Origin of the sequence: Delftia sp. S65, assembly GCF_016516495.1 — a bacterium.
Lineage (GTDB): Bacteria > Pseudomonadota > Gammaproteobacteria > Burkholderiales > Burkholderiaceae_C > Comamonas > Comamonas acidovorans.
This window is the reverse complement of record NZ_JACVUR010000082.1, coordinates 1-8,796: the sequence shown is the minus strand read 5'-3', so window position 1 is coordinate 8,796 and position 8,796 is coordinate 1. Positions and strand designations below refer to the sequence as shown.

At 68.6% G+C, this 8,796-nt stretch carries 7 protein-coding genes; 3 read left to right on the top strand and 4 right to left on the bottom strand.

Features of this window, described 5'->3' with window-relative positions; all coding sequences use genetic code 11:
* Positions 1-229 precede the first annotated feature (229 nt).
* Positions 230-1,759 (top strand): MocR-like pyridoxine biosynthesis transcription factor PdxR, encoded by a 1,530-nt coding sequence (gene pdxR, locus IAE24_RS29795; protein WP_199962530.1) that lies wholly within the window; start codon positions 230-232, stop codon positions 1,757-1,759.
* A gap of 46 nt (positions 1,760-1,805) precedes the next feature.
* Here the strand turns inward: pdxR and IAE24_RS29790 are convergent, their stop codons facing one another.
* Both IAE24_RS29790 and IAE24_RS29785 read right to left on the bottom strand, forming a co-directional pair.
* A complete protein-coding gene (locus IAE24_RS29790; protein ID WP_012203946.1) occupies positions 1,806-3,248 on the bottom strand; it encodes an amino acid permease in 1,443 nt (480 codons plus the stop codon).
* Positions 3,249-3,372: 124 nt separating this feature from the next.
* Complete coding sequence (locus tag IAE24_RS29785; RefSeq protein WP_013803799.1) at positions 3,373-3,771, bottom strand: nuclear transport factor 2 family protein; 399 nt, start codon at positions 3,769-3,771, stop codon at positions 3,373-3,375.
* A 335-nt stretch (positions 3,772-4,106) separates the two neighbouring features.
* Here IAE24_RS29785 and IAE24_RS29780 point away from each other — a divergent pair, with 335 nt between their 5' ends.
* Positions 4,107-5,528, top strand: a complete 1,422-nt coding sequence (locus IAE24_RS29780) for an NAD(P)/FAD-dependent oxidoreductase (protein WP_199962531.1) — start codon at positions 4,107-4,109, stop codon at positions 5,526-5,528.
* 80 nt (positions 5,529-5,608) lie between these two features.
* Here IAE24_RS29780 and IAE24_RS29775 read toward each other — a convergent pair whose 3' ends face one another.
* Both IAE24_RS29775 and IAE24_RS29770 read right to left on the bottom strand, forming a co-directional pair.
* Positions 5,609-6,010: a group II truncated hemoglobin gene (locus IAE24_RS29775; protein WP_034367729.1), complete on the bottom strand. Its 402-nt coding sequence runs from the start codon at positions 6,008-6,010 to the stop codon at positions 5,609-5,611.
* A 39-nt stretch (positions 6,011-6,049) separates the two neighbouring features.
* Positions 6,050-7,660: an MFS transporter gene (locus IAE24_RS29770; protein ID WP_267908946.1), complete on the bottom strand. Its 1,611-nt coding sequence runs from the start codon at positions 7,658-7,660 to the stop codon at positions 6,050-6,052.
* A 127-nt stretch (positions 7,661-7,787) separates the two neighbouring features.
* Between IAE24_RS29770 and IAE24_RS29765 the strand changes: the two genes are divergently transcribed.
* The gene (locus IAE24_RS29765; RefSeq protein WP_016450758.1) at positions 7,788-8,669 is read left to right on the top strand and encodes a LysR substrate-binding domain-containing protein; all 882 of its coding nucleotides are present in this window, start codon (positions 7,788-7,790) and stop codon (positions 8,667-8,669) included.
* Positions 8,670-8,796 lie beyond the last annotated feature (127 nt).

Sequence of the window (8,796 nt, the reverse complement as noted above, 5' to 3'; positions counted from 1 at the left end):
CCCCTTGGTTCGTAGCCAAGTACTCTATCCAGCTGAGCTACAGCCGCCAAGACAACGATTGTATATCAATTTCCGGCCTCTCCGCAAAAATTGCAACCATCGCAAACTCCGGGCCCCGTGGCGCACCGGCTGGCCTATATTGGCCGGTCGCGGATGCAGGCCCTGCCCTGCACCTGCGCGGGAGACAAACACAGCGAGCGGCCCGCCGCAGCGGCGGGAACGACAAGACATGACAGACAAGCGCGCGGCCATGCAGCCGCAACCGCCCGAGGGCGCCATGTGGGGGCAGCTGTTTCGCCGCAGCGCCCGCCCCTCCCTGAGCCTGCAGGGCCAGATCCGCGAGATGCTGGTCGATGCCATCCTCTCGGGCATCCTCGCACCCGGCGAATCCATTCCCTCCAGCCGCGAGCTGGCGCGCCACCTGGGCGTGGCACGCATCACCGTCGTGCTGGCCTACCAGCAACTGGCCGAGGAAGCCTTTTTGCTGAGCCGCCAGCGCAAGGGCCACTTTATCCATCCCGACGTACTCAAGGGGCGCACGCCGGGCGGCGCTGCGGCCAGCAGCACGCCTGGCGAAGGCCGCCGCACCGACTGGTCGCGGCGCCTGTGGCTGCTGCCCAGCCAGCAGCGCAGCATCGTCAAGGAAGAGGACTGGCAGCGCTACCCCTATCCCTTCCTGTACGGCCAGTTCGACAAGGAGCTGTTTCCCACGGCCGCCTGGCGCGAATGCTGCCTCAAGGCCCTGGGCGTGCTGGACATACGCCAGTGGGCGCCCGACCAGATCGCGCGCGACGACGAGATGCTGATCCAGCAGGTGCAGACCAAGATCCTGCCCAGGCGCGGCGTCTGGGCCTCGGCCGACGAGCTGATCATTACCGTGGGTGCGCAGCACGCCCTCTACATGGTGGCCGACCTGCTGATGCGCGAGGGCACGGCCGTGGGCATCGAGGAGCCCGGCTACCCCGACGCGCGCAACATCTTCAGCAGCCGCACTTCACAGGTCATCCCGCTGCCGGTGGACGGCCAGGGCCTGCCGGTCACGCCGCTGCTGCGCCAGCTCGACTACCTCTACGTGACCCCCAGCCACCAATGCCCCACGGGCGTGACCATGCCGCTGGCGCGGCGTGAGGCGCTGCTGGAGATGGCCGAGGCGCACGACATCATCCTCATCGAGGACGACTACGAGAGCGAGAGCAGCTTCGACGGCCAGCCCATTCCGGCGCTCAAGAGCCTGGACCGCAGCAACCGCGTGATCTACGTGGGCAGCCTGTCCAAGAGCCTGGCGCCGGGCCTGCGCGTGGGCTACATCGTGGCTGCGCCCGAGCTGATACGCGAGCTGCGCGCGCTGCGCCGGCTCATGATCCGCCACCCCGCCACCTTCGTGCAGCGCACGCTGGCCATGTTCATCTCCCTGGGCCACTACGAGGCCCAGCAGCGGCGCCTGGCCCAGGCGCAGAAGGAGCGGCACGCGGCGCTGACGGCCGCCATGGCCGAGCATGCCCCCGGCTGCCGCATCACGCCCGTGCGCGGCGGCGGCTCGTGCTGGGTGCAGTTGCCCGACCACATTCCTGTCGAAGCCCTGGCGCAGCGCGCCGCAGCGCACGGCGTGCTCATCGAGCCCGGCGATGTGTTCTTCGCACGCCCGGGCACGCCCGGCAGCTACATGCGCATGGGCTACCAGTCCATACCCGCCAACGACATCGGCCAGGGCGTGAAGGCCCTGGCCGATGCGATCCGTGAGGAGCAGCCCGAGAAGTAACGCAAGGAGTGGCCGGAACCGGCCCTGCCGGTCCCGTCGCCCTGAGTCAGTACTTCTGCGGTTCGGGCTGCGCGGCCTCGGACAGCGAGGACACCACCGGCGCCACGCCACGCTGCAGGAACTGCCGCACGCCATAGGCCAGCAGCAGGATGCACAGGCTGGCCACGCCCAGCGCCAGCGGTGTGCGCTGCTCGGGAATGAAGGCCATGGCGATGACGATGGACAGCATGCCGAAGATGGCGAACCAGGTCAGGTACGGATAGCACCACATGCGCACCTTGAGCAGGTGCGGCGCCTCACGCTCCAGGCGGGAGCGCAGGCGCAGCTGCGAGATGGCGATCAGGATGTAGACGAAGATCGCCACCGTGCCGTAGGAATTGACCAGGAAGGCGAACACCTTGTCGGGCGACACATAGGACATCACCACGGCGCCGTAGCCGAACACCGTGGCCACCAGGATGGCGCGCGTGGGCACGCCGTTGCGGCTGACCTTGGCCAGCGCCTGGGGCGCATCGCCGCGCCGCGTCAGCGCGAACAGCATGCGCGAGGATGCATACAGCCCCGAGTTGAGCGCCGACAGAACGGCCGTCAGCACGATGGCGTTCATGATCTGCGCGGCAGCCGGCACGCCCATGGTGTTCAGTGCGCTCACATACGGCGTGGCGATGCCAACCGCATTCCAGGGCACCAGGCAGGCCACCAGGAAGATGGAGCCCACATAGAACACCAGCACGCGCGTGATCACCGAGCTGGTGGCCTTGGCCACGGCCTTCTGCGGCTCGGCCGTTTCAGCCGCCGCGATGGTCACGATTTCGGCGCCGAAGTAAAAGCCCGTGGCCGCCACGGCCCCGGTCAGCACCGGCACGATGCCGTTGGGCATGAAGCCGCCATTGCCGGTGAGGTTGCCGAAGTGCATGCCCTGCGACGCAGGCGTCAGGCCCAGCACGTAGACGCCGGCCACGAACAGGAAGACCACGATGGCCGCCACCTTGATGGAGGCGAACCAGAACTCGAACTCGCCAAAGGACTTGACCGAGACCAGGTTGGTCAGCGTCAGCATCACCAGCAGCACCAGGCTGATGCTCCAGTTGGGGACATCGGGCAGCCAGTAGCGCACCAAGTCGGCACCGGCCACGGCCTCCAGCGCCACGACGATGACCCAGAAGTACCAGTACATCCAGCCCGTCAGAAAGCCTGCCAGCCGGCCCACGCCGGGGCGGTCGCGCCAGGCCTCTCGCGCATATTCGTAGAAGGACCCTCCGCCGGGCATGGAGCAGGCCAGCTCGCCCAGCATGCGCATGACCAGCACCACGAGCAGGCCCGTGATGAGGAAGGAAAGAATCGCGGCCGGCCCGGCCGACTTGATGACCACGCCGCTGCCCACGAACAGCCCGGCGCCGATGACGCCGCCCAGGGCGATCATGGTCATGTGCCGCTGTTTGAGCCCGTGTGAAAGCCCCGGCGAAGAGGCTTGCTGATGTCCGATCATGTCTTGTCTCCTGTTGCGTTCAGGCGCCACGGCTGATGCTCTGTTGTGGTGGCTGCGCAGGTGCGCGCCTTGCCGTGGCGTATCCGGTGTTCCCGGTGGCACGGGGCCGCAAGGCCCCGCGCCGTCAGGCGGCCGCCACCGGCGGGCGGTCCTTGCGGAAGGCGTTCTTCACGGCGATCTTTCCGTCCTTGAAGGTGAAGACATCCACCATGCGCGCTTCCACGCGCAGGCCGTCGGCCTTGGTGCCCTTGAAGGTGCTCTCGGACACGCCACGGTCGCCCTGCACGAAATGGTCTCCATCGAGCCAGGCCGCATCGGGGAAGGCCTGCCAGGCCATCTGAAAGCCCTCGCGCACCGCCTGGCGGCCGACGAAGCTGCGGCCCATGAGATCGGGCCCGGCCACGGCGTGGAACTCGCATTCATCGGCCATGAAGCCCATCAGGGCCTCGATGTCGTGGCGGTTCCAGGCCTCGGCGAAGCGGGCCAGGAACTGGGCATCTGGAGGGTTGGTGTCTGCGCTCATGCTGTCTCCTTGTCTGTGGTGGGTACCACGGCGCCGGGCCCCGGGCAGGGCCGCCGCACCGCGTCATCGAAATGTCGATGGGCCATGGTAGGTAGCAGGCACACGGACCCGTTAGAACCAGATGCCATCAATCGTTAGGTCCAGGCGCGCGCACCGGCCGCCACTGGCTCTATCGAAAGCTGGGCTGTGGCGCTAACTGGCTCCATGGCCTGCTGGCTATGCTGATTCCATCGTCGGCGCACCGCCTTGCAGGGCTTGCCGGCATTGGCCCCATTCCACCGAATCCATAGCAAAAAGCGGCAGATCCCAAGCCGCCGCACCAGGAGACATCCGCCATGAAAGCCGAGGACATCCGCCCCAGCCACCTGCGTCCCTACGACCCTCAGTACGACCCGCTGGTGGCCGCCAACCCGGGCCACGGCACGGGCTATGCGCCCACCTACTGGGTCGGCACGGCGGGACGCCCGCCAGACGATGACGGCCCGGTCAGCGGCGACATGGACGTGGACGTGGCCATCGTCGGCTCGGGCTTCACGGGCCTGGCCACGGCCCTGTTCCTGGCGCGCGAGCACGGCATCCGCGCCGTGGTGCTGGACGCCAACCAGACCGCCTGGGGCTGCACCAGCCGCAATGGCGGCCAGGGGCAGAACGCCAGCGGGCGCCTGTACCGCTCGCAATGGATCGCACGCTGGGGCAAGGACGTGGCGCTCAAGCTCGACGCCGAGATCCGCGAGGGCTTCCAGACCTTCAAGGACCTGGTGGCCGAATTCCCCGAGTGCGAGCCCCAGCCCGGCGGCCACCTCTACATCGCTCACCGCGAAAAGAAACTCGACTTCCTGCGCAACGAGACCCAGATCATGCGCGAGGTCTTCGGCTACGACGCCCGCATGCTCAGCCCCGAGGAGCTGCGCCGCGACTATGTGAACGATGCCGACAGCCATGGCGCCATGCACGAGCCCGACGGCATCGGCGTGCACCCGCTCAAGCTGGCCTTCGGCTACCTGCGCAAGGCGCGGGAGCTGGGCGTCAAGGTGCACCCGGCCAGCCCGGTGCTGGACGTCGAGACGCGCAACGGCGTGCACCACCTGCGCACGCCCGGCGGCACCGTGCGCGCGCGCGCCGTGGGCTTTGCCACGGGCGGCTACACCAGCAATGCCCTGCATGGCAGCCTGCGCTCCAAGATCATGCCCATCCTCTCGAACTCGCTGGTCACGCGGCCGCTGACCGAGCAGGAGCTGGAGGCCACGGGCTTCAAGACCACCCAGGTCATCACCGACACCCGCACGCTGCGCTTTTACTACCGCCGCCTGCCCGACAACCGCGTGCAGATCGGCAGCCGCAGCGCCGTCACGGGTGCCGATGCGCCCAACCCCATCCACATGGCCAAGCTGGTGGACGGCCTGCACCGCAAGTTCCCGGCGCTCAAGGGCATCACCATCGACTACTCCTGGTGGGGCTGGGTCGATGTGAGCCACGACATGATGCCGCGCGTCTTCCAGCCCGATCCGGCCCAGAGCATCTTCTACGCCGTGGGCTATGGCGGCAACGGCGTCTCCTTCTCGGCCCACGCGGGCCGGCGCATGGCCGAGCGCATCTCGGGGCGCCAGAGCAAGACCTTCGAGCTGCCCATCTACAACTCGGAGCTGGAGTATCCGAACGTCTTCAACATGGTGCGTTCGCCCGCGTTTGCGCCGTTTCGCCGGCTGGGGCAGCGGTTCCTGTACCACTGGTACTACATGCGCGACGAAAAGCTCTGAACCCCAACAGATTGCTGCTTGGGCCGGCCTCCTGCAGGGGGCCGGCCCTTTTTTTCAGCAGCGCCGGGGGCAGCCAGCTGCTACCGGTTCCGCATCCAGTCGGCCGTGTTCATGAAGCTGGCCTTGAGGCGCACGCGCAAATCCTCGGGCACGCCGGTCTCGCCCATGGCCTGGTCCATGCAGGCCACCCATTGGTCGCGTTCCAGGATGCCGATGGAAAACGGCATGTGGCGCATGCGCAGGCGCGGATGGCCGAAGCGCTCCTGGTAATGGTCCGGGCCGCCCAGCCAGCCGCACAGGAACCAGAACAGCTTCTGGCGCGCATCGGCCAGGGTGCTGCCGTGGGCGGCACGTAGTTCGGCATAGCCGGGCTCCAGGTCCATCAGATCGTAGAAACGGTCCACCAGGGCCTGCACCCTGGGCTCGCCGCCGATCCATTCATAGGGGGTCTGGGGGGCGTTGTTCTGGGATTCCTCTGACATGGCGAAAAGCGGCTGGCGGCTGAGTGAAACCCGCGATTGTCAGGCATGTGCCATGTCCGTGCCCGTACCGGTATCCGTGGGGGCCCCGGCACGCAGGAAGCCGTACACCGCCAGCGCCGTGAGCACCGTGATGCCCGCCAGCACATCCAGCAAGATGCCAAAGGCCTGGCCATAGGCCGCCAGCACGGCGGGTGCAGACAGGCCGGGCAGCAGGGCCATGGCCTCGGCGATGTTCCCCGTCACCAGCAACTGCGCCGCGCGGCCGGTGGCATGCACCGCCTGCACCGCCTGGGGCGCCTGAGCTGCCAGGTCCGACAGACGCCATGCCAGCAATGCAGCCAGCCCCGCGCCCACCAGCGCCAGCGCCATGCCTTCGCCCGCCACGCGCACCGTGCTGAAAATTCCCGTGGCCATGCCGGCGCGCTCGCTGGGCACCACGCTCACGGCCAGGCCATCCATCAAACCCCAGGGCAGCCCGATGCCCAGGCCGATCAGCAGCAGCGGGGGCGCCATCTGCGCAAAGGCCGTGCCCGGCGCGCACCCGCCCAGCCACAGCAGGCCCGCCGCGCAAACCAGCAACCCCGCCAGGCACAGCAGCGCGGCCGAAACCCAGCGCGTGAGCCAGCCCGCCAGCAACGGCACGAACAGCATGGGCAGGGACAGCACAAACATCAGCTGCCCCGCCTGCAGCGGCGCCATGCCCTCCACGCCGATGAAGCGCACCGGCAGCAGCACCAGCAGCACCACGAAGGCATAGGCCGGCGCACCCGCCAGCAACTGCACGCCCACGAAACGCGGATAGCGAAACAGCGACAGGTCCAGCATGGGCTGCCCCGTGCGCTGCTGCACGCGCCGCTCCACGGCCACAAAGGCCGCCAGCGCCAGCGCGGCACCGGCCAGCGGCAGCAGCGCCGCCCCGCTGGACCAGCCCGCCTCCGGCCCCTGCAGCACGCCCCAGGTCAGCAGCGCCAGGGCTGCGGTGAACAGCAGCGCACCGGCCCGGTCCAGCCGCTGCGCCTTCGGATTGCGCGACTGAGGCATGCAGCGCAGCCCCAGCACCAGCGCGGCCAGCGCCACGGCGGCCACGCAAAGCACCACGCCGCGCCAGCCCGCCACGCCCAGCAACCAGCCCGACAGCAACGGCCCGAAGGCCAGGCCCACGCCAAACGACGTGCCCACGCCACTGAAGGCACGCATGCGCGCCGTCCCGTCGAACACCTGGGCCAGCGCCGCCGTGCCGCCCGCCAGCGCGGCCGCCGCGCCCAGGCCCTGCAGCGCACGCAGCAGGTTGAACACGACAATGGCCCCCTGCCCGCCCAGGCAGGCCTGGGCCAGCGCACTGGCCAGCACCACGCCCAGCCCGGTCAGGAAAACGTGCCGCCGCCCGTGCAGATCGGCCAGCGCGCCGGCCGCCATCAGCGTGGCGCCAAAGCTCAGCATGAAGGCATTCGTCACCCAGTTGAGCGCCAGCGGCCCGCCGCCCAGCGCCTCGCGCAGCGCAGACAGGGCCACGGCCGGCCCGGTAAAGCTCAGCGGCATCGCCAGCGCCGCAAGGCACACCGACAACAGCACCCAGACCGGGGATGCATGCGGTCGCGCTGTACCGTGGAGCGCATCCGGTGCGCGGGAAGAAGTCAGGCAGGAGGACATGGTTGGCAAGGCTTTCGCAATTTCCCGGCCGCACGTGGCCAGGCATGCATGAACGATAAAAGCGCTGCAATGCCGTGAAAATAGGCGCCAGACTCCCCACACTCCCAACCCCAGGTTGGCAATCGACATGGACAGCTTCAGCGGACTCGAATCCTTTGTGCGTGCAGCCGACCTGCTGAGCTTTGCCGAGGCCGGGCGCGCCCTGGGCATCTCGGCCTCGGCCGTCGGCAAGAACGTGGCGCGGCTGGAACAGCAGCTGGGCCTGCGCCTGTTCCAGCGCACCACGCGCCAGGTGCGGCTCACACAGGAAGGCGCGCTGTTCCATGAGCGCTGCCGCCGCATCCTGGATGAACTGCACGATGCGCGCGCCACCATGCAGGCCGCCGCCGAGGCGCCGCGCGGACGGCTGCGCGTGAGCCTGCCCACCATCGGCTACCGCTTCCTGCTGCCCGTGCTGCCCGAGTTCCAGGCCCTGTACCCGGAGGTTGACCTGGACCTGGACTTCAACGACCACCTGGTGGACGTGGTCGAGGCCGGCCTGGACGTGGTCATCCGCAGCGGCGAACTGGCCGACTCACGCCTGGTCGCGCGCCGGCTGGGGCCGTTCCGCTTCATCCTGGCCGGCTCGCCCGACTACCTGGCGGCACGAGGCATACCGCAATCCCCCGCCGAACTGGCACAGCACAGCTGCCTGCGCTACCGCTTCCTGAGCAGCGGCAAGCTGGAGGAATGGGTGCTGCCCGGCATGCCGCCCCACCTGCCCGCCGCCCTGGTCTGCAACAACATGGAAGCCATGCTGGGCGCGGCCGTGGCGGGCATGGGGCTGGCCTATATGCCGGACTTCCTGGCGCGGGATGCACTGGGGCGTGGCGAGCTGCAGCGGGTGCTGGCGGAGGACCTGACGCACACGGGGCAGTTTTCGGCGCTGTGGGCGTCGAGTCGGCAGTTGTCGCCTAAGGTGAGGGCGTTTGTGGATTTTGTGGGGGAGAGGCTGTTCAAGGAGTCTTGAACGGGGCCGTCCCCTGCTGTTGCTCGTTTCTGCCCCTGGTGTTGCTCGTTTCTGCCCCTGGTGTTGCTCGTTTCTGCCCCTGCCGGGTGGTTGTTTTTCGAGGCCGGGTCTCGGCCCGGCGGCCGAC

Coding starts and splice junctions, on each gene's coding strand:
- pdxR (WP_199962530.1), top strand. CDS start 230: ATGACAGACAAGCGCGCGGCCATGCAGCCGCAACCGCCCGAGGGCGCC.
- IAE24_RS29790 (WP_012203946.1), bottom strand. CDS start 3,248: ATGATCGGACATCAGCAAGCCTCTTCGCCGGGGCTTTCACACGGGCTC.
- IAE24_RS29785 (WP_013803799.1), bottom strand. CDS start 3,771: ATGAGCGCAGACACCAACCCTCCAGATGCCCAGTTCCTGGCCCGCTTC.
- IAE24_RS29780 (WP_199962531.1), top strand. CDS start 4,107: ATGAAAGCCGAGGACATCCGCCCCAGCCACCTGCGTCCCTACGACCCT.
- IAE24_RS29775 (WP_034367729.1), bottom strand. CDS start 6,010: ATGTCAGAGGAATCCCAGAACAACGCCCCCCAGACCCCCTATGAATGG.
- IAE24_RS29770 (WP_267908946.1), bottom strand. CDS start 7,660: ATGTCCTCCTGCCTGACTTCTTCCCGCGCACCGGATGCGCTCCACGGT.
- IAE24_RS29765 (WP_016450758.1), top strand. CDS start 7,788: ATGGACAGCTTCAGCGGACTCGAATCCTTTGTGCGTGCAGCCGACCTG.